Below are 17,861 nucleotides of genomic sequence, written 5' to 3'. Positions count from 1 at the left end.
TCTGCCGGGGCCGTGTACAATGACTAAAATCGATTGCCCCAAGGCAAGCTTTCCTTTTTCATTTTAGCTTCCAGCACAGAGGTAGATAACATGGATATGAACGACACCATTAAAAGCCAACTCGAAGAAAACCCGGCTATTCTGTATATGAAGGGTTCTCCTCAAGCGCCGCAGTGCGGTTTTTCGGCAAAAACAGTCCAGGCCTTAATGGCCTGCGGCGAGAAATTTGCGTTTGTAAACATTCTGGACAACCCGGAACTGCGTGAAGCGCTGAAAGTGCACTCTAGCTGGCCTACTTACCCGCAGCTGTATATTAGCGGCGAATTGGTTGGCGGCTGCGACATCATTATGGAAATGTCGGAAAACGGCGAACTGGCCACAGCTGTAAAAGCTGCGTGTAAGAAAACAGAAGCCTGAAGCGAAATTTTCAGTGCCAAGAAAAGCTGCGCAGGGCGAATGAAACCTGCGCAGTTGGAATAAAACTCGCGCAATTGAAAAAATGCGCAGTGAAAATAAAAAATGCCGGCTACACGCCGGCATTTTTCGTTTGAGCAGACACCCGGTGTACCGGGCGGCTATCGGAACGTTGCTGCGGAATACCGGCGTTGCTACGCTGGTGCGCAAGCATGCATCAACGGTTACTGAGGCCGGCGTGATGTTCAGCGGCCAAGCCCGCGTTTCTTGCGTTTTTTTGGATGCACAATGGCCGCCTTCACAACATTATCTTTAATCTGTAGCACTTCAACTCGATGCCCGCCAACTCTCAGGCACACGTTGCTGTCGGGAATGTTCTCCAGAGTTTCGGTAATCAACCCGTTCAGGGTTTTAGGGCCATCTATTGGCAATTTCCAGGACAAGCTTTTGTTAATGACCCGCAGCGAAGCTGTGCCGTCAATAATATAGGTACCATTATCCTGGGGAATAATGTCTGGGCTGGTGGATGCATAGTCGGTGGTGAATTCGCCCACAATTTCTTCAAGAATGTCTTCCAGCGTGGCCAGGCCCAGCACTTCGCCGTATTCGTCTACTACAATGCCAAAGCGACGGCGACCCTTCTGAAAGTTAATCAGCTGGGTGTTCAAAGGTGTGCTTTCCGGAACAAAGTAAGGCTCGGTGCACAGCTGTGCAATCATGTCTTTGTTTAAGTCATCTTTTTGCAGCAGTTTGGTGGTATTGCGCAAATGCAGAATGCCCTGAATGTCATTGATATCGCCTTTATAAACCGGTAAGCGGGTGTGCTGGCTGTTGCGTAGCAGGCGCAGAATGCTGTCCAGGTCGTCATCCAGATCAATCCCGACGACTTCGTTGCGGGGCACCATAATGTCCGTCACGGTCACTTTTTCCAGGTCCAGTATGCTTACCAGCATATCTTTGTGCTTGGCTGGAATCAGCGCGCCGGCTTCGTTCACCAGGGTGCGCAGCTCCTCGCGGCTGAGGTGATCGTTGGCGATGTCTTCCGACGACACCCGCAGCACTTTCAAAATGCCACCGGTGAGCAGGTTTACCGCCCATACCACCGGGTAAAGCATTTTTAGCAGCGGAGCCAGCACATAGCTGGCAGGAAAGGCGATTTTTTCTGGAAACAGCGCGGCCAGGGTTTTGGGCGTCACTTCCGCAAAAATCAAGATAACAATGGTCAGCAACACCGTCGCTATGGCAATACCGGCGTCGCCCCAGATGCGTATCGCAATCACCGTGGCAATGGCCGAGGCAAAGATGTTAACGAAGTTGTTGCCAATCAGGATAACGCCGATCAGCTGATCGGTTCGTTGCAGAAGTCTGTGGGCGCGCTTGGCACCTTTGTGACCGGTTTGCGCCATGTGCTTCAGGCGATACCGGTTCAGCGACATCATTCCGGTTTCAGAGCTGGAAAAGAAGGCCGATAGTAGAATCAGTCCGGCTAGTGTAATAAACAGCGCGGTCAGCGATGTTTCGTTCAAGCGAGGTGTCCTTGTATTTGTGGAGAGCGTCGAAGGCGCGGGAAGTAAAGCGGCATAGCCAGCTTTGGCGGTGCGCGCGTTAGCGTCCTGGTTACCTTACTAAAGGCCACGATGGAAAATCAGTTCCAGCACCAGCTTGCTGCCATAGAACGCTACCATTAATAGCGCGCAGCCTGCCAGTGTCCAGCGGCTAGCGGTCACTCCGCGCCAGCCTTTGGTGTGGCGGCCAATCAGCAAGGCCACAAACACCAGCAGCGAGAGTACCGAAAACAGAGTCTTGTGGGCAATGTCCTGGGCGAACAGGTCTTCCACAAAAAGAGCGCCGGTAACAATGGCCAGAATCAGTAGCACAACTCCGGCCCACACCAGTTCGAACAGTACCGACTCCATGGTTTGCAGGGGGGGCAGGTTGCGCAACAGGCGGCTGTTGTAGTTGCTTTTAAGTTGGCGGTTCTGGATGGACAACAGCACGGCTTGAATGGCTGCCAGGCTGAACAGGCTGTAAGCGGTTACTGACAGGGCAATGTGGGTAAGCATGCCGTAGCTGTGCTCTGGCACCAGCCGCGCCGGAGTGGGCGCTGCCAGCGCAACAATAATCGTCATGCCGGCCAGGGGGTATACGCCCAATAGAAGGTTTTGCAGGGGCTTGGTAAGATTTAGCCCCAATAGTAAGAAGGTGATCAGCCAGGAGATAACCAGCGAGCTGCGCACAATGCTGAAATCGAAGCCGCCGTCATGATGCACAATCTGAGTGATCAGCAGTGCGTGGCCCACCAAAGCAAGAACGCCCACCAAAGTGGTCATTGCCAAGCTGCTTTGCACCCGGCCGCGGAAATGAAGAGCCTGCAAGGCCGTGCCAATGCTGTATAACAGAAGTGAGGTAACCGCGAGAATCAGCGTTCCCATAAAGTGTTAATCCTGGGCTGCCCTATATGCCGCTGTTCAGGCTGAGGTTTACGGCGCATTAAAAGTGATTTCACTGAGCTGGTCGTTTCGGGACGATAGTCTGGTTATAATGTGCTAATTATGCAACCGGAATCAACAGACCCCGGGGTCTGTTGATTCCTGAATACTCTTATCCGGGTACGGAAGAACCGCATGTTTGAAAATCTACAGGACCGACTCTCCGGCAGTCTGCGCAAAATCACGGGTCAGGCGCGGCTTACCGAAGACAATATCAAAGATACGCTACGTGAAGTTCGCATGGCGCTGCTTGAAGCCGACGTTGCTTTGCCGGTGGTTAAGGACTTCGTAGAGAGTGTTCGCCAGCGCGCCATTGGCCAGGAAGTTCAGCGTAGCCTGACACCCGGCCAAGTATTTGTAAAAGTGGTGCAGCAGGAGATGGAGCGGGTGATGGGCGAGGCCAACACCGGCTTGAACCTGTCGGTTGCCCCGCCTGCGGTCATTATGATGGCGGGTCTGCAGGGTGCCGGTAAAACCACCACCGTTGCCAAACTGGCGCGATTCCTGAAAGAGCGCCAAAAGAAAAGCGTTATGGTGGTCAGTGCCGACATCTACCGCCCGGCCGCTATTAAACAGCTGGAGACCCTGGCCAACGAGGTAGGCGTAGAGTTCTTCCCCAGCTCCGCCGATCAAGACCCGGTCGCCATTGCCGAAGGCGCCATCAGCGCAGCGCGCAAAAAACACATTGATGTGGTGATACTGGATACCGCCGGCCGCCTTGCCATTGATGAAATGATGATGGGCGAAATCAGCCGCCTGCACGCCGCGGTAAAACCGATAGAAACGCTGTTCGTGGTAGACGCCATGACCGGGCAAGACGCCGCCAACACCGCCAAGGCTTTTAACGAAGCCCTGCCGCTGACCGGCGTGGTGCTCACCAAAACCGACGGCGATGCCCGCGGTGGTGCAGCCCTGTCGGTACGCCACATTACCGGCAAGCCGATCAAGTTCCTGGGTGTGGGTGAAAAATCCGACGCTTTGGAGCTGTTCCATCCAGACCGCGTGGCGTCACGCATTCTGGGTATGGGCGATGTGCTCTCCCTTATAGAGGAAGCCGAGCGCAAGCTGGACCAGAGCAAAGCCGAGAAGCTCACCAAAAAGATCAAGAAAGGCAAAAGTTTTGATCTTGAAGACTTTCGCGACCAGCTCCAGCAAATGAAAAGCATGGGCGGTATTGGTGGCCTGATGGACAAGCTGCCGGGTATGGGCCAGATGGCCAAAGTAGCCCAGCAGCAGGTAAACGATAAGTCTATGGGGCAAATGGAAGCGATTATCTGTTCCATGACATCCAAAGAGCGCCGTTACCCGGACACCGTCAATAACTCCCGCAAGCGCCGTATTGCCAATGGTTCCGGTTCGCAGATTCAAGATGTGAACCGGCTGCTGAAGCAGCACAAGCAAATGCAGAAGATGATGAAAAAATTCGGTAAGAAAGGCGGAATGGCCAACATGATGCGCGGTTTGGGTGGTATGATGCCGCCCGGCGGTGGAGGCGGTCAGCCTCCCTTTGGTCGTATGTAAAATGCCTTACGCCTAAAACAGGGAAACCGGTTTCGCTGTTTTCTTTGGCGCTTTTTTAGCATAGAATAGCGCCCCTTTCGAGTATGGGTCTTCATGTCAGCCGCTTCTGGCTGCATTGAATCGTACAAAGTTCGTACAACAGAACAGGATATTGGTTAAATGGTAAAAATCCGTTTGGCTCGCGGCGGCTCCAAGAAGCGCCCGTTCTACCATCTGACAGTGACCGACAGCCGCAAAGCACGCGACAGTCGTTTTATTGAACGTGTCGGCTTCTTCAACCCGATCGCCCGTGGACAAGAAGAGCGTCTGCGCGTTGATCGTGAGCGTGTTGCGCACTGGATCAGCCAAGGCGCACAGCCTAGCGATCGTGTTGCCCAACTGCTGAAAACCGCAGACTAGTCTATTAGAGCAATCTGAAGATTAGCCTGACACGCACCGGGGTGACACACATGGCAGAATCCTCGCAGGAAACTGTTATCGGCCGTATTACCGCGGTGTTTGGGATCAAGGGTTGGCTAAAAGTCTACTCTTTCACCGATCCCAGAGACGGAGTACTGAGCTACCGCAACTGGACCCTGGTTCAGGACGGCAAGCGTATTCCCGTCAAGCTTGAAGAGGGTCGTCGCCAAGGGCAGGGGATCGTCATCAGGCTGAAGGGTATTGACGACCGTGATGTTGCCCAGCGTTACTGCGGGGCTGACATTCATGTGCCAACCGAACAGTTACCAGAGCTGCCTAAGGGCGACTATTACTGGTATCAGTTGGAAGGCCTTGAAGTGTTCACGGTTGAAGATGAATGCCTGGGAATAATGCATCATATGCTGGAAACTGGCGCCAACGACGTATTGGTGGTGCAGGCAAGCCCTGCTTCTATTGATCAGCGCGAACGGTTGATTCCTTACTTGCCTGACGAAATCGTTATGCAGGTGGATTTAGCCAACAAGCGTATGGTGGTTGACTGGGATCCGGAGTTTTAGGGTGTGGATTGGCGCTGTCAGTCTGTTCCCGGAAATGTTTGCAGCGGTAACCGATTATGGCATCACCAGCAGGGCCGTACGTGACGGGTTAATAACCTTTCACAGCTGGAACCCGCGGGATTTTACCTATGATCGTCATCGCACGGTAGACGACCGCCCCTACGGTGGCGGCCCCGGTATGGTGATGAAAATTCAGCCGCTACGGGACGCTATTCACGCTGCACGGCAAGCGGCTCCGGGCCCGGCTTGTGTGGTGTATTTATCGCCCCAGGGTGAAACCCTGAATCAGGCAGTTGTGGAATCTTTGGCAGCAGAGCAACGGCTAATACTGGTGGCGGGCCGTTATGAAGGTGTGGATGAACGCCTGATTACGGCAGAAGTAGATCGTGAAGTGTCGCTGGGAGACTTTGTGCTTTCCGGCGGTGAACTGGCAGCCATGGCTGTGATTGATGCGGTTACGCGCCTCATCCCCGGAGCGCTGGGTCATGCGCAGTCGGCAGAGCAGGATTCGTTCGCCGACGGTTTACTGGATTGTCCGCACTATACCCGGCCCGAAGTGTATGAAGGTCAGGCGGTGCCGGATGTTTTGTTGGGCGGTCACCATGATCAGATCCGGCGTTGGCGGCTTAAACAGTCGTTGAGGCGAACCAGCGAGCGACGCCCCGACCTGCTTGAAAAGCGGGAGTTTTCGGAAGAAGAGCGCAAGCTGCTGGCAGAGATTTTAAACGAACCGTGTGCCTCTGAATCCTCAGGGCATTAAAAGATTGGGAATCAGGAGCATAACGATGAGCGGCAAGAACAACATCATCAATCAAATTGAAACAGAACAGATGACCAAGGAAATTCCGCCGTTCGCGCCGGGTGATACCGTGGTCGTTCAGGTTCGCGTAACTGAAGGCACCCGTGAGCGTCTGCAGGCGTTTGAAGGCGTTGTCATTGGTAAGCGCAACCGTGGCATGAACTCTTCTTTCATCGTACGTAAGATCTCTTACGGCGTGGGCGTAGAACGTACATTCCAGAGTTTTTCCAAGTTGATTGAAAGCATTACAGTGAAGCGTCGCGGCGTTGTTCGCCAGGCCAAGCTGTACTACCTGCGCGACCTGTCTGGTAAGAAAGCTCGTATCAAGGAAAAGCTGGGCTGATTGGCCTTTCGCCATGCTCAGTGTTAAAAAAGGTAGCCACGGCTGCCTTTTTTGCGTTTCGGCAGAAGACGACGCAATCATCGCACGCTTCTGCGACTTCTTTGCTACCCTAAGCCCGTGCTGAATTAACTCGGTCTGTTTTTACCCACATTGCGGACACCCCTATGTCTTTTTCTCTGCCTGTTATCTCCCGCCTTGATCCAGTACGCCGCCAAAGGCGAACAAAAAGCGGTGATTGACGTGTTTACCGACATCGATTGCGGTTACTGCCGCAAATTACACGGCGAAATGGACGAACTTAACGAACTGGGCATTACCGTGAATTACTACGGCTTCCCCCGTTCCGGTCCGGGCACTGAATCCTTCCGCAAGTACGTGCCCGCCAAAACCCTGGCGCGCGGTTTGGGTATTCTTTAGATAATGTGCATTCTTTAGGCAATCAGCCGCCGCCAGGTCTTATTCCGCAAGCTGTGAATCGGTATACTGTGCGGCCTTAACCATCAGCTATCAGCAGCCATCGTCATCAGAGGTAAAAGAGTGAAACAGGTCAGTGTCGGAATTTGCGGACTCGGAACCGTGGGCAGCGGAACCTTCAAGGTACTCACTCGTAACGCGGCGATCATTGCCGGCAGAACAGGGTGCAACATCCAGATTACCCGCATCGCCAGCCGAACCCCTCGCTCAGACATTGACCTGGGCGGGGTTCCTTTTAGTACCGACGTCTATGACGTGGTGAACGATCCCGCTATTGATATCGTGGTGGAAGTGATTGGCGGCTACGATGCCGCTAAAGAGCTGGTGCTGACCGCGATCAAAAACGGCAAGCACGTGGTCACCGCCAACAAAGCGCTGATTGCAGAGCACGGCACCGAAATTTTCGCCGCAGCTGAAAAAGCCGGCGTCATCGTGGCTTATGAAGCTGGCGTGGCCGGTGGTATTCCGGTTATCAAAGCCATTCGTGAAGGCCTGGCGGGTAACCGCATTGACTGGATTGCCGGCATCATCAACGGCACCGGTAACTACATTCTGACCGAAATGCGCGCCGGCCGTGAATTCGCCGGCGTGTTGGCAGAAGCCCAGGCTCTGGGCTACGCCGAAGCTGACCCGACCTTTGACGTGGAAGGCATAGATGCGGCCCACAAGCTCACCATTCTGGCCTCGGCCGGCTTCGGTGTGCCGCTGCAGTTCAACAAAGCCTACACCGAAGGCATCTCCAAAATTACCCCCTACGACATCGCCCACGCCGAACAGTTGGGTTATCGCATCAAGCATCTGGGCATTGCCCGCCGCCGCGAGGACGGCATAGAGCTGCGAGTTCACCCCACGCTGGTGCCCCAGAGCCACCTGATTGCACAGGTAGACGGCGTACTGAACGCCATTCTGGTAGACGGCGACGCCGTTGGCCAAACCATGTACTACGGCCCCGGTGCCGGCGACGAAGCCACCGGTTCCGCCGTGGTTGCCGACATTATCGACGTTGCCCGCATAGTCGCCAGCGGCAGCAGCTTGCGCGTACCCTTCCTGGGTTTTGCACCGGAAGCGATGGAAGACCTGCCTGTACTGGAAATGGAAGACGTGCAGTCGGCGTATTATCTGCGTATCACCGCGTTTGATCGCCCGGGTGTGCTGGCCAATATCGCGGCTATTTTGAGCGACAGCGGCATCAACATCGAATCCATCATGCAAAAAGAATTCGAAGTGAAAGACGGCCGCATCCCGGTGATTATCCTGACTCACACAGTGCAGGAACGGCAGATGAACGGCGCCATTGCAGAATTGGAAAACCTGCCAGACATAGACGGCCAGGTGGTTCGTATTCGCGCTGAAAACTTTAACTAACAGGGTGTCCACGTGAGATACATCAGCACGCGGGGTGAAGCGCCCGCACTGGGTTTTGAAGACGTTCTGCTGACCGGCCTGGCGCCAGACGGCGGTTTGTACGTGCCCGAAAGCCTGCCCCAGTTCAATCTGGAAGAAATTCGCAGCTGGCGCGGCCTGAGCTACAGCGAACTGGCGTTTAAGGTGATGTACCCGTTTGTGGAAGGCGCTATTCCCGCCGACGATTTCCGCACCATGCTGGACGACACCTACGGCGTGTTCGCTCACAAAGCCATCGCCCCGCTGGTACAGATCGACAGCAACGAATGGGTGTTGGAGCTGTTTCGCGGGCCGACCCTGGCGTTCAAGGACTTCGCACTGCAACTGCTGGGCCGCCTGTTGGATTACGTGCTGGAACGGCGTAAGCAGCACGTGGTGATTATGGGCGCTACCTCTGGTGATACCGGTTCGGCCGCCATCGAAGGCTGCCGCCGCTGCGAACACGTGGATATCTTCATACTGCACCCCTACCAGCGCGTGTCCGAAGTACAGCGTCGGCAGATGACTACGGTGCAAGGCGACAATATTTACAATATTGCCGTGCGTGGCAATTTTGATGACTGCCAGCGCATGGTCAAAGCCAGCTTTGGCGACCAGTCATTCCTGGGTGGCAAAACCCAGCTGGCGGCGGTGAATTCCATCAACTGGGCGCGCATCATGGCCCAGATTGTGTACTATTTTCATGCCTCTCTGGCTCTGGGTGGGCCGGACCGCAGCATGGCGTTCTCGGTGCCCACCGGCAACTTTGGCGATATTTTCGCCGGTTACCTGGCGCGGAAAATGGGCCTGCCCATTTCCCAGCTGGTGATTGCCACCAACCGCAACGACATACTGCATCGCTTTATGAGCGGCAACAAATACGAACAGCACCAGCTGGAGCACACGCTGTCCCCAAGTATGGACATTATGGTGTCCAGCAACTTTGAGCGCCTGCTGTTTGATCTGCACGGCCGTGATGGCCATGCCGTGAAAACGCTGCTGGAAGACGCCTCCAAAGGCCCGGTCAGCATCGACGACTTCCGTTGGAAGCAGGCCCGCAGTCTTTTTAACAGCAGTGCTGTAGACGACAAAGACACCTGCGACACCATCCGCGACGTGTTCCAACAGAACGCATATCTGCTAGACCCGCACACCGCCATTGGCGTGCGCGCCGCCCGCAACTGCCGCCGCGATGCCAGCATACCGATGATTACCCTGGGCACCGCCCACCCGGCGAAATTTCCCGATGCGATAGCAGCATCTGGCGTGAGCGCCAAGCCCGAACTGCCGGCGCACCTGGCCGACCTGTTCGAGCGGGAAGAGAAATACACCGTGCTGGACAACAACATCGCCGACGTTCAGGGCTTTATTGCCAAACACTGGAAAAACACCTGAGCGGCATGACCCCCAAAAAAATCCTGCGTCGCCCCCAGCCAGCCAACGTGCCCGGCTGGGGGCAAGATTTGCCGCCCATATTACGCCGCCTGTACGCCGCCCGTGGTGTTACCTCTGACGACCAACTCAGCTACACCCTGCGCCACCTGGCATCGCCGCTGCAATTACGGGGCATAGACCGTGCCGTTGAATTGCTCGCCGAAGCCATCGAAAAACAGCAGCGGGTGCTGATACTCGGGGATTTTGATGCCGACGGCGCTACCAGCACCGCCGTCGCCCTATTGGGCCTGGGCATGCTGGGCTTAAAGCAGGTGGATTTTAAAGTTCCAAGCCGGTTTTCGGACGGTTACGGGTTAACCCCCGGCATTATTTACCGTTTGCAGGAAGACGGCCCGCTGCCAGATTTGATTGTGACGGTGGATAACGGTATAGCCGCCGTGGAAGGCGTGCGCGCCGCCCGCGAACTGGGCATGCTGGTGGTCGTAACCGACCACCACCTGGCGGGCGACGAACTGCCGCAGGCCGACGCCATTGTGAACCCCAACCAGCCAGGTTGTGAGTTCATCAGCAAAAACGCCGCCGGCGTAGGCGTGATGTTCTACGTGCTAACCGCCCTGCGCAAACACCTGCGCGAACAGGGCCGGTTGCCAGACCCCGAACCCAACCTTGGCACCTTGCTGGACTTGGTCGCCTTGGGAACCGTGGCCGACGTAGTGCCGCTAGACCACAACAACCGCATATTTGTAGAACAGGGCCTGCGCCGTATACGTCAGGGCAAAACCCGCCCCGGTATACTGGCGCTGCTGGAAGTAGCGGGCCGCGACCACACGGCCATCAGCAGCACCGATTTAGGCTTCGTAGTGGGCCCGCGCCTGAACGCCGCCGGCCGCCTGGACGATATGAGCGTGGGCATCGCCTGCCTGCTGGCTTCAAGCCCAGACGAAGCCCGCCGTTTGGCCCAAGAGCTGGACACCTTCAACCGCGAACGCCGCACCATCGAAAAAGACATGAAAACCCAGGCCCAGGATTTGTTGGCGTCTATGTCGTTGGATCTGGAAGGCTTGCCCTGGGGTCTGGCACTGTTCGACCCGGACTGGCACCAAGGCGTGATCGGCATACTGGCCGCCCGCATCCGCGAGCAAACCAACCGGCCCACGGTGGCTTTCGCGTCAGATGAAAACGGCGAAGACATAAAAGGCTCCGCCCGCTCCATTCCCGGCCTGCACATTCGCGATGCTCTGGTCGTCGTCGATGCCCGCCACCCCGGCCTGCTGAAAAAATACGGTGGCCACGCCATGGCCGCCGGAATGACCCTGGCCGCCGGCGACCTGGAAGCCTTTTCCAACGCCTTCGACAAAGCCGTACGCGACAAGCTAACAGCCGCAGACCTGGAAGCCGCCATCACCACCGACGGCCCCCTAAGCGCCAGCGAACTCAACCTGGACACCGCAGCCCTGTTAAAACGCGCCGGCCCCTGGGGCCAGCACTTCCCCGAACCCCTGTTCGACGGTGAATTCAGCGTAGTCAGCCAGCGTATCGTAGGCCAGAACCACCTAAAGCTGGTGTTACAGCCCACCGACGGCGGCAATATCATCGACGGCATAGCCTTCAATACCGGCCCCGAAGTGCCGGACTATACCCATACGGGTGTGAGGGTGGTGTACAAACCAGACGCCAACACCTTCCGCGGCAGAACCAACTTACAGCTGATGATTGATTACCTGGAGCCGCGCTGACCCGGAGGGCGGGGACGGATTTCAATTCCGTCCCCGTTCTGTCGTTCTCCATCCGCCCAAACGCCGCTTGAGGGGACAGATTTTAAATCTGTCCCCGTTTTCGTTTGCCAATGCTCCTGAACATCTTCCTCTGAATAAAGCTCTGGCTCGTCTTCTATGTCACGCATAGCCTGCTCCACGCGCACCGTCTTAAATTCTTTTTCTGTCCAGACGGCCAGTGCTGTTTGATTATTTTTTCCAAACTAGCCTTGGGCTGGCTGCAGTGCGCGAATCGGCGGTTGAACGTGTAGCTTAGCTTGGGCAAGGTCATAGTTCACCTGCATGGCAAGCCAGGCGCGGGCAGTACTTACGCCGGCCATTTCCAGGCGCAAAGCCAGATCAGGGCTAATTGCGGCGCGGCCATTCAATACGCGAGACAGGGCGACGCGAGACATACCAAGTCGGGCAGCGGTTTCGGTGACTGACAAGCCAAGTTCCGAGACCACGTCCTCTCGCAGTAGTTCGCCGGGGTGTGGAGGGTTCATCATCATGGTGTAATCTCCTTTAGTGATAATCAACATAATTGACCAGCTCGACATCAACGCCGATAAAACGGAAGGTCACTCGCCAGTTGCCATTTACCCAAAGTGACCAATACCCCTTCAAATCGCCTTTCAACTGATGCAGTTTGAACGAAGGTATATTGAGATCACCTGGGCCTGCGGCAACGTCTAATAAAGCAAGAATTCGCCGTGCCTGGACGCCTCGGGTTGTCCCTGTTTTATAAAAGGCCTCGAGCCCCTTGTGTCGAAATCCTATAATCATGGCGAGAGTGTATCTTGTAGCGTTACGGGATGCAATTTGAGTTGGATGATAATTTCTTTCAGAATGCAGAACTTCGCGTGCCAGCATAACAGCCAGTGACCCTGCGCATTGATGAAGATGTCCTGGTTTGGTTCAAAGCGCAGTGGCGAGGATATCAGGCCCCAATTAATAAGCTGTTGAGACTTGCCACCTTTGCTTGAAAGGGCTTTAGTTATCAATTATGATAACTAAAGCTAAGGAAGGGCTATAGTATGACCTGGAAAATTCAATTCTACGCTGGAGTGCAGGGCGACATTCTTGCAATACCACCGATGATACAGGCGCGGATGATCAGGCTCCTGGAAATGATTGAAATGCACGGTGCCAATCTTGGGGAACCGCACACCAAATCAATAGGAGCTGGGCTCTTCGAGATACGCGCCAAGGCCAAGGAGGGTATTGGGCGAGGGATTTTCTGTTATATGGACAATGAGGCGGTAACCGTTTTGCATGCCTTTGTGAAGAAGGATCAGAAAATCCCGAAAAAAGAGTTGAAGCTAGCACTAGATAGATTGCGGGAGGTTAAACAATCATGAGCTTAAAAGCACTGAAACAGAAAGCGCTCCAGAACGACATGGTTCGCATTGAATATGAAAAGCTGGCGGGTGAGTTTGACCTTATGAATCAATTAATCACCATGCGAACAAGCGCCGGCTTAACTCAAGAACAGTTGGCCAAGCGAATTGGGACTGCAAAAGGCAACATTTCAAGGCTCGAACGCGGTAAAGGAAACCCTAGTTGGGCGACATTGGAAAAGTACGCCAACGCCTGCGGCTATCAAGTGAAGCTGCAAACTGTTTTGGACAAGCTCTCGTCTGCGTGATAGTCAGGTTACATGAGGCTGATACAAGGGGACAGATTTCAAATCTGTCCCGGCTTTAAGCACTGAACTCCGTGCCCTCCCGGGACAGATTTCAAATCTGTCCCGGCTTTCTTTCCATCACTGTGGAGGTTTCATGACGAAAACAAGTAACAATCTATACCAAATAAAAATATCACTCACCGGCGCAAAACCACCCATCTGGCGCCGATTACTGATTGATCCAGACACAACCTTTCAAGACCTCCACCGCATCATCCAGCTGGCAATGGGCTGGCAGGTTTCGCACCTGCATTTATTCCAGGCCCAAGATGGCCGCTTGCTGGGCGACCTGGCCGAAGACGAAGACGGCATGATGAATTTTGAAGACGAGTCCACTGTGCCAGTCTCCAGCCTGCTGACCAGAGAAGGGCAGGCGCTGAAGTACGAGTATGACTTTGGCGACAGTTGGGAGCATGAAGTGGAGCTTGAAAAAATTCTGCCGGGCAACCAAGAAGAGCCACTGCCCCGGTGCATAAAAGCTGTGCGGCAGTGCCCGCCAGAGGATGTAGGCGGGCTACCGGGCTTTTATAATTTTCTCGAAGCCATGGAAGATGCCACGCACCCCGAGCACGCTGCGATGCGGGAATGGCGTGGCGGCGAGTGGTTTGACCCCGAATATGTAAACCTGAATCAGATCAACGAAGATCTTCTCGAACGCGACGCTCTGTTTGCTCAATACGCTTGTGATGAACCGCCGATGGCAGCCATCGATTTCTGCGGCCTCAGCCCAAACCAGATGCACGAATTATTACAAAACCCTTTCAATTGCCCCTCAGTATTCAAACCTTTGTTCAATGCAGAAGCCGTGAACCAGGTGCTCGATACCGCCCCGATAATCCGCATGGCCAAGGTGCTGGTGACCGCGATGGAAGGCAAAGGCATTCGCCTGACCGGAAAGGGAAATCTGCCTTTGAAACAGGTTCAAGCCATGATTCAAGCCGGTGGCGAAGAGATTGTTTTTCCCATGGCCAGGTTTGGCAAAGCACGTTCAGAGGAACACGTTTTGGCCGTCCATCTTACCCGCGTGCTGCTGGAGCTTGCCGGTTTTACAAAAACGCAAAAAGGCCACCTGTTGCTGAAAAAGACAGCGGAAACCCGCTTGGCGAAAAAAGGCTGGCTGACTTTTTATCAGGACATCTTCTCCGCAGCACTGTCACAGTTAAACTGGGCCTGGATAGATAACCGTGAAGGCATGGAAGGGGTTCAACACGTTGCCCCGTTCTGTTTCTGGTTGCTGTCAGAAAAGGGTGGCCAGTGGCAGCCGGTGCACGACTACCTGGCTGACATGCTTAAAGCCTTTCCGCAGTTGCCGCTGACCGCCCAGCCCAGCGCTTACATAAGTGGGGAACAGCAGGCTAAATGGGCGCTAGATGCCAGAATGCTGACCCTTTACCGGATACTCGGCCTTATAGAGCGAAACCCGGAGCAGGCCGAGTTTCAGGAAGCATATAAACAAACGATGCGACGAACGGCGTTGTTTGAAACGATGTTTGTTCGGGCGTAAAAAAAGGGGACAGATTTCAAATCTGTCCCCGCTTTTCCCATCCCGGCTTCGTCTGTCCGGCTTTAACCCTGCAGCAGCTGCAATACCTGCTGCGGCCGCGCATTGGCTTGGGCCAAAACCGACAAACCAGCCTGCTGCAACACCTGGGGCCGCTCGCGCGGCGGCTAAATTGGCTTTCGTCTCGAATGGTATAGTTTACCCTATCCACGATGGCTGCCTTACGCGGACAGATTACCCGCAGGATCGCGTACTCAGCGATGCAGAAACCGCCCATGCGATGGGGCGTCTCTCAAGCCTCGGACGATCGGGCGATGGAGTCGCAGCAGGCTTCCGCACTAAAACTCATTTCGGGTGGCATTTTTCATGCATCGAACATGGTAACCCTACCTACAGCGATATTGCGCAAGCTGATTATCGGCGATTCACCCGACCCTTTACCCATTGGCCTCACACCTCCGACAGTGAGCGGGTCAAGGTCTTGAAAACGCAAGCGTGCGCAGTTTAGCCGATGTGGGCGTAAGCACCGATCCGAAAACGGGCGCGTTAGCCACTCAGGGAAAGCTAACAAGGGCCCGGCATCTGGCTTGCAAGTGCGGATTTTAGGTAACCAGACCGGCAGCCGTGGCTCTATCAATTTTGTGCAGGGTTTGGGCAAAAACACCGTCAATCTGGTTAATAGCTTTGTGGGTGCCGATGGCAAATTAGAATCCCGCACCAGCAGCCTGAGCCGCGATCTGAGAGAGATTCAGGAAAACCAGATAAAGCTGGATGTTCGCATCGAATCCTACCGCGAGTGCTTGGTGAAGCAGTTTAGCGCCGCCGATTCGCTGATTTCCCAGCTCAACAACACCCGCGATTTTGTAACCCAGCAGCTTGAAGTGCTGGCACCCCAGAATTTCAACAAGTAGTCATTCCGGCTAACGCTTTGATAAGTCCGGCGCAGCCGGCGAGAAACGAGGTTACCCATGAAAGGTTTAAAAGCGTACCAGCAGGTAAACACCCAAACCAGCATCACCGATGCGGACCCGCACCGGCTAATTCAGCTGCTTTACAATGGTGCGCTGGAGCGCATCAATATGGCCAAGGCCCGCATGCAAGCCAAGGATTTTGAAGGCAAGGGCAAGCTGATCAGCAAAGCCATAGAGATTATTGGCGGGCTGCGCAGTTTTCTGGACTTTGAAAAAGGCGGCGAGCTGTCGGCCAGGCTGTATAAGGCCTAATAGCCAAGGCCACCTTGCTGCCGTACACTGTGTCGCTTAATTTCGATACATCCATAGTATTGTGTGGAGCAAGGGCATGTCTGATATTAACAAAGTAGTACTGGCCTATTCCGGTGGCCTGGATACCTCGGTTATCGTCCGGTGGCTGCAAGACACCTACGGCTGTGAAGTGGTTACCTTTACGGCTGACATCGGCCAGGGCGAAGAAGTAGAACCGGCGCGGGTAAAAGCCAAGGCGCTGGGCGTAAAAGAAATCTACATTGAAGATCTGCGCGAAGAGTTCGTGCGCGACTACGTATTCCCCATGTTCCGCGCTAACACCGTTTATGAAGGCGAGTACCTGATGGGCACGTCCATTGCCCGCCCGCTGATTGCCAAGCGCCTGATTGAAATCGCCAACTCCACCGGTGCCGACGCCATTTCCCACGGTGCGACCGGTAAAGGTAATGACCAGGTTCGTTTCGAGCTAGGCGCTTACGCCCTGAAGCCCGGCGTGAAAGTGATTGCGCCCTGGCGTGAGTGGGATCTGAATTCCCGCGAAAAACTGCTGGCCTACTGCGCCGAACGCGACATTCCGGTCGACATGAAGAAGGGCAAGTCGCCTTATTCCATGGACGCCAACCTGCTGCATATTTCCTACGAAGGCATGAACCTGGAAGACCCCTGGTGCGAAGCCGAGGACGACATGTGGCGTTGGAGCGTATCGCCGGAAGAAGCCCCGAATACCCCGACCTACATTGAAGTCACCTACGCCAAAGGCGATATTGTTGCCGTAGACGGCCAGGCTATGAAAGCCCACGAGGTACTGGAACATCTGAACAAGGTTGGCGGCGACAACGGCATTGGCCGCCTGGACATCGTAGAGAACCGTTACGTGGGCATGAAGTCCCGCGGCTGCTACGAAACCCCGGGTGGCACCATTATGCTGCGCGCTCACCGCGCCATTGAGTCCCTGACTCTTGACCGTGAAGTAGCGCACCTGAAAGACAGCCTGATGCCGCGCTATGCCGAGGTAATCTACAACGGTTACTGGTGGTCGCCGGAGCGCGAAGCTCTGCAGGCGCTGATTGACCAGACCCAAACCTACGTGAACGGCACCGTGCGCCTGAAATTGTACAAGGGCAACGTAGACGTAGTCGGCCGTAAGTCAGACGACTCCCTGTTTGACGAGAAGATTGCCACCTTTGAAGAAGACGAAGGCGCTTACAATCAGAAAGACGCCGAAGGCTTCATCAAACTGAACGCTCTGCGCCTGCGCATTGCGGCTAGCAAGGGCCGTAAGCTTTAAGTCTGTATCAGACTGAACGACAGGGCAGCGCCAAGCCGCTGCCCTGCGTAAGCTTCACAACACGCCCACCATTTCCACTGCGGGCGTTTCATTTCCCGTAACAACACCAGAACAGGTTCCCCATGCCTTCTTTTGATATTGTTTCTGAAATCGACATGCACGAAGTGACCAACGCGGTTGACCAAACCAAGCGCGATCTTGGCAATCGTTGGGACTTCAAAAATGTAGACGCTGATGTAGAGCTGGACGACAAGGGCATTACCATCAGCGCCCCGCAGGAATTTCAGTTGGAGCAGCTGCTGGACATGCTGCGTATGGCCTTCGCCAAGCGCAACATTGACGGCCGCGCGCTGTCTGAAAACGGTGACAGTAAAGCCGGCAAGTTGGTGAAGCAACACCTGGAGCTGAAACAGGGCCTTGAAACTGACATGGCCAAAAAGATCGTGAAACTGATTAAAGACCAGAAGATGAAGGTTCAGTCCAGCATTCAGGGCGACAAGGTGCGGGTAACCGGCAAGAAGCGTGATGACCTGCAAGAAGCCATGGCCATGCTGCGCGAAGCCGAGCTGGACGTACCCCTGCAATTTAACAACTTCCGCGATTAAGGTGGCTC

General features: G+C 54.9%; 21 protein-coding genes and 2 pseudogenes. 18 read left to right on the top strand and 5 right to left on the bottom strand.

Features of this window, described 5'->3' with window-relative positions:
* Positions 1-90: 90 nt before the first annotated feature.
* A complete protein-coding gene (grxD, locus tag A3OI_RS0104460) occupies positions 91-417 on the top strand; it encodes a Grx4 family monothiol glutaredoxin (protein ID WP_018403122.1) in 327 nt (108 codons plus the stop codon).
* A gap of 242 nt (positions 418-659) precedes the next feature.
* On the opposite strand, the gene A3OI_RS0104455 is transcribed toward grxD, so the two are convergent.
* Together A3OI_RS0104455 and A3OI_RS0104450 are read right to left on the bottom strand one after the other, a co-directional pair.
* Positions 660-1,940: an HlyC/CorC family transporter gene (locus A3OI_RS0104455; RefSeq protein ID WP_018403121.1), complete on the bottom strand. Its 1,281-nt coding sequence runs from the start codon at positions 1,938-1,940 to the stop codon at positions 660-662.
* A 99-nt stretch (positions 1,941-2,039) separates the two neighbouring features.
* Positions 2,040-2,846: a cytochrome C assembly family protein gene (locus A3OI_RS0104450; RefSeq protein WP_018403120.1), complete on the bottom strand. Its 807-nt coding sequence runs from the start codon at positions 2,844-2,846 to the stop codon at positions 2,040-2,042.
* Positions 2,847-3,038: 192 nt separating this feature from the next.
* Between A3OI_RS0104450 and ffh the strand changes: the two genes are divergently transcribed.
* The 9 genes and pseudogenes from ffh (at position 3,039) to recJ (ending at position 11,531) form a co-directional block, all read left to right on the top strand.
* Positions 3,039-4,424, top strand: coding sequence for a signal recognition particle protein (gene ffh, locus A3OI_RS0104445; protein ID WP_018403119.1), 1,386 nt, complete (start codon positions 3,039-3,041; stop codon positions 4,422-4,424).
* Between the two features lie 159 nt (positions 4,425-4,583).
* The gene (gene rpsP, locus A3OI_RS0104435; RefSeq protein ID WP_007348783.1) at positions 4,584-4,823 is read left to right on the top strand and encodes a 30S ribosomal protein S16; all 240 of its coding nucleotides are present in this window, start codon (positions 4,584-4,586) and stop codon (positions 4,821-4,823) included.
* A 50-nt stretch (positions 4,824-4,873) separates the two neighbouring features.
* Positions 4,874-5,401, top strand: a complete 528-nt coding sequence (gene rimM / locus A3OI_RS0104430; RefSeq protein ID WP_018403118.1) for a ribosome maturation factor RimM — start codon at positions 4,874-4,876, stop codon at positions 5,399-5,401.
* Position 5,402: 1 nt separating this feature from the next.
* Positions 5,403-6,161 carry a tRNA (guanosine(37)-N1)-methyltransferase TrmD gene (gene trmD, locus A3OI_RS0104425; RefSeq protein ID WP_018403117.1) on the top strand — a complete coding sequence of 253 codons (759 nt, stop codon included), beginning with the start codon at positions 5,403-5,405 and terminating at the stop codon, positions 6,159-6,161.
* Between the two features lie 25 nt (positions 6,162-6,186).
* A complete protein-coding gene (rplS, locus tag A3OI_RS0104420) occupies positions 6,187-6,543 on the top strand; it encodes a 50S ribosomal protein L19 (protein WP_018403116.1) in 357 nt (118 codons plus the stop codon).
* Positions 6,544-6,738: 195 nt separating this feature from the next.
* A pseudogene (locus A3OI_RS0104415) lies at positions 6,739-6,921 on the top strand (thioredoxin fold domain-containing protein); the annotation flags it as partial.
* A gap of 159 nt (positions 6,922-7,080) precedes the next feature.
* Positions 7,081-8,382, top strand: coding sequence for a homoserine dehydrogenase (locus A3OI_RS0104410; protein ID WP_026223994.1), 1,302 nt, complete (start codon positions 7,081-7,083; stop codon positions 8,380-8,382).
* Positions 8,383-8,394: 12 nt separating this feature from the next.
* Positions 8,395-9,795 (top strand): threonine synthase, encoded by a 1,401-nt coding sequence (thrC, locus tag A3OI_RS0104405; RefSeq protein ID WP_018403113.1) that lies wholly within the window; start codon positions 8,395-8,397, stop codon positions 9,793-9,795.
* 5 nt (positions 9,796-9,800) lie between these two features.
* Complete coding sequence (gene recJ, locus A3OI_RS0104400; RefSeq protein WP_018403112.1) at positions 9,801-11,531, top strand: single-stranded-DNA-specific exonuclease RecJ; 1,731 nt, start codon at positions 9,801-9,803, stop codon at positions 11,529-11,531.
* Positions 11,532-11,773: 242 nt separating this feature from the next.
* Here the strand turns inward: recJ and A3OI_RS0104395 are convergent, their stop codons facing one another.
* Both A3OI_RS0104395 and A3OI_RS0104390 read right to left on the bottom strand, forming a co-directional pair.
* Positions 11,774-12,061, bottom strand: a complete 288-nt coding sequence (locus tag A3OI_RS0104395) for a HigA family addiction module antitoxin (protein ID WP_018403111.1) — start codon at positions 12,059-12,061, stop codon at positions 11,774-11,776.
* A 13-nt stretch (positions 12,062-12,074) separates the two neighbouring features.
* A complete protein-coding gene (locus A3OI_RS0104390; RefSeq protein WP_018403110.1) occupies positions 12,075-12,335 on the bottom strand; it encodes a type II toxin-antitoxin system RelE/ParE family toxin in 261 nt (86 codons plus the stop codon).
* A gap of 95 nt (positions 12,336-12,430) precedes the next feature.
* Between A3OI_RS0104390 and A3OI_RS24600 the strand changes: the two genes are divergently transcribed.
* The 4 genes from A3OI_RS24600 to A3OI_RS0104375 all read left to right on the top strand — a co-directional run bounded on the left by A3OI_RS24600 (position 12,431) and on the right by A3OI_RS0104375 (position 14,740).
* A complete protein-coding gene (locus tag A3OI_RS24600) occupies positions 12,431-12,535 on the top strand; it encodes a BrnA antitoxin family protein (RefSeq protein WP_155903017.1) in 105 nt (34 codons plus the stop codon).
* A 51-nt stretch (positions 12,536-12,586) separates the two neighbouring features.
* Complete coding sequence (locus tag A3OI_RS0104385) at positions 12,587-12,910, top strand: type II toxin-antitoxin system RelE/ParE family toxin (protein WP_018403109.1); 324 nt, start codon at positions 12,587-12,589, stop codon at positions 12,908-12,910.
* Positions 12,907-13,197 carry a helix-turn-helix domain-containing protein gene (locus tag A3OI_RS0104380; protein WP_018403108.1) on the top strand — a complete coding sequence of 97 codons (291 nt, stop codon included), beginning with the start codon at positions 12,907-12,909 and terminating at the stop codon, positions 13,195-13,197. The genes A3OI_RS0104385 and A3OI_RS0104380 overlap by 4 nt, the downstream gene beginning before the upstream one ends.
* Positions 13,198-13,330: 133 nt before the next feature.
* Complete coding sequence (locus A3OI_RS0104375) at positions 13,331-14,740, top strand: plasmid pRiA4b ORF-3 family protein (protein WP_018403107.1); 1,410 nt, start codon at positions 13,331-13,333, stop codon at positions 14,738-14,740.
* Between the two features lie 62 nt (positions 14,741-14,802).
* Here the strand turns inward: A3OI_RS0104375 and A3OI_RS22590 are convergent, their stop codons facing one another.
* The gene (locus tag A3OI_RS22590; RefSeq protein ID WP_267283277.1) at positions 14,803-14,883 is read right to left on the bottom strand and encodes a flagellin; all 81 of its coding nucleotides are present in this window, start codon (positions 14,881-14,883) and stop codon (positions 14,803-14,805) included.
* A 447-nt stretch (positions 14,884-15,330) separates the two neighbouring features.
* Between A3OI_RS22590 and fliD the strand changes: the two genes are divergently transcribed.
* The 4 genes and pseudogenes from fliD to A3OI_RS0104350 all read left to right on the top strand — a co-directional run bounded on the left by fliD (position 15,331) and on the right by A3OI_RS0104350 (position 17,853).
* Positions 15,331-15,648, top strand: a complete 318-nt coding sequence (gene fliD, locus A3OI_RS0104365) for a flagellar filament capping protein FliD (protein WP_228702888.1) — start codon at positions 15,331-15,333, stop codon at positions 15,646-15,648.
* Positions 15,649-15,705: 57 nt separating this feature from the next.
* A pseudogene (gene fliS, locus A3OI_RS19350) lies at positions 15,706-15,948 on the top strand (flagellar export chaperone FliS); the annotation flags it as partial.
* Between the two features lie 88 nt (positions 15,949-16,036).
* Complete coding sequence (locus A3OI_RS0104355; protein WP_018403104.1) at positions 16,037-17,248, top strand: argininosuccinate synthase; 1,212 nt, start codon at positions 16,037-16,039, stop codon at positions 17,246-17,248.
* A gap of 122 nt (positions 17,249-17,370) precedes the next feature.
* Positions 17,371-17,853 carry a YajQ family cyclic di-GMP-binding protein gene (locus tag A3OI_RS0104350; RefSeq protein ID WP_007348755.1) on the top strand — a complete coding sequence of 161 codons (483 nt, stop codon included), beginning with the start codon at positions 17,371-17,373 and terminating at the stop codon, positions 17,851-17,853.
* Positions 17,854-17,861: the final 8 nt, after the last annotated feature.

This window comes from Marinobacter gelidimuriae (assembly GCF_000372805.1).
Taxonomy (GTDB): domain Bacteria; phylum Pseudomonadota; class Gammaproteobacteria; order Pseudomonadales; family Oleiphilaceae; genus Marinobacter; species Marinobacter gelidimuriae.
This window is presented reverse-complemented; position numbering and strand designations above follow the sequence as displayed.

Excerpts from the sequence above, each read along its gene's own strand:
- A3OI_RS0104385 (WP_018403109.1), top strand. The coding sequence starts at position 12,587 with ATGACCTGGAAAATTCAATTCTACGCTGGAGTGCAGGGCGACATTCTT.
- rplS (WP_018403116.1), top strand. The coding sequence starts at position 6,187 with ATGAGCGGCAAGAACAACATCATCAATCAAATTGAAACAGAACAGATG.
- recJ (WP_018403112.1), top strand. The coding sequence starts at position 9,801 with ATGACCCCCAAAAAAATCCTGCGTCGCCCCCAGCCAGCCAACGTGCCC.
- rimM (WP_018403118.1), top strand. The coding sequence starts at position 4,874 with ATGGCAGAATCCTCGCAGGAAACTGTTATCGGCCGTATTACCGCGGTG.
- A3OI_RS0104375 (WP_018403107.1), top strand. The coding sequence starts at position 13,331 with ATGACGAAAACAAGTAACAATCTATACCAAATAAAAATATCACTCACC.
- A3OI_RS0104350 (WP_007348755.1), top strand. The coding sequence starts at position 17,371 with ATGCCTTCTTTTGATATTGTTTCTGAAATCGACATGCACGAAGTGACC.
- grxD (WP_018403122.1), top strand. The coding sequence starts at position 91 with ATGGATATGAACGACACCATTAAAAGCCAACTCGAAGAAAACCCGGCT.
- A3OI_RS0104450 (WP_018403120.1), bottom strand. The coding sequence starts at position 2,846 with ATGGGAACGCTGATTCTCGCGGTTACCTCACTTCTGTTATACAGCATT.
- ffh (WP_018403119.1), top strand. The coding sequence starts at position 3,039 with ATGTTTGAAAATCTACAGGACCGACTCTCCGGCAGTCTGCGCAAAATC.
- rpsP (WP_007348783.1), top strand. The coding sequence starts at position 4,584 with ATGGTAAAAATCCGTTTGGCTCGCGGCGGCTCCAAGAAGCGCCCGTTC.
- A3OI_RS0104395 (WP_018403111.1), bottom strand. The coding sequence starts at position 12,061 with ATGATGATGAACCCTCCACACCCCGGCGAACTACTGCGAGAGGACGTG.
- A3OI_RS0104380 (WP_018403108.1), top strand. The coding sequence starts at position 12,907 with ATGAGCTTAAAAGCACTGAAACAGAAAGCGCTCCAGAACGACATGGTT.
- A3OI_RS0104390 (WP_018403110.1), bottom strand. The coding sequence starts at position 12,335 with ATGATTATAGGATTTCGACACAAGGGGCTCGAGGCCTTTTATAAAACA.
- A3OI_RS0104355 (WP_018403104.1), top strand. The coding sequence starts at position 16,037 with ATGTCTGATATTAACAAAGTAGTACTGGCCTATTCCGGTGGCCTGGAT.